Consider the following 353-nt stretch of genomic DNA (forward strand, 5'->3'; position numbering starts at 1 on the left):
CTATTTTATACTCATTCAGAATCAAAATTAGCAGATATCCATTCTCTATGGACAATCGATCGTAAGCGAGTAGTTGATAAGCTTTGGATAACTTCTTGCAACTGATCAATGACGTCATTCAATGATTTAAATGCTTTGTTCTTAAATCCTAATTTCCGAATCTCTGCCCAAACTTGTTCAATCGGATTCATCTCTGGTGTATAAGGTGGAATAAATGTAAATTCAATATTGCTAGGAATATCCAATGTCTGTGATTTATGCCAAACCGCATTATCCATCACCAAAATAATATAGTCGTTAGGGTAAGCTTCTGACAGTTGTCGTAAAAATTCATTCATCCAAGCCGTATTACA

At 34.6% G+C, this 353-nt stretch carries 1 protein-coding gene; it reads right to left on the reverse strand.

Annotated features, from left to right (window positions below):
- Window positions 1–11 precede the first annotated feature (11 nt).
- A partial coding sequence (locus E4T71_RS09325; RefSeq protein ID WP_194181234.1) for a transposase occupies window positions 12–353 on the reverse strand: 342 nt, incomplete at its 5' end.

This window comes from Streptococcus sp. WM07, from assembly GCF_004570525.1.
GTDB lineage: Bacteria > Bacillota > Bacilli > Lactobacillales > Streptococcaceae > Streptococcus.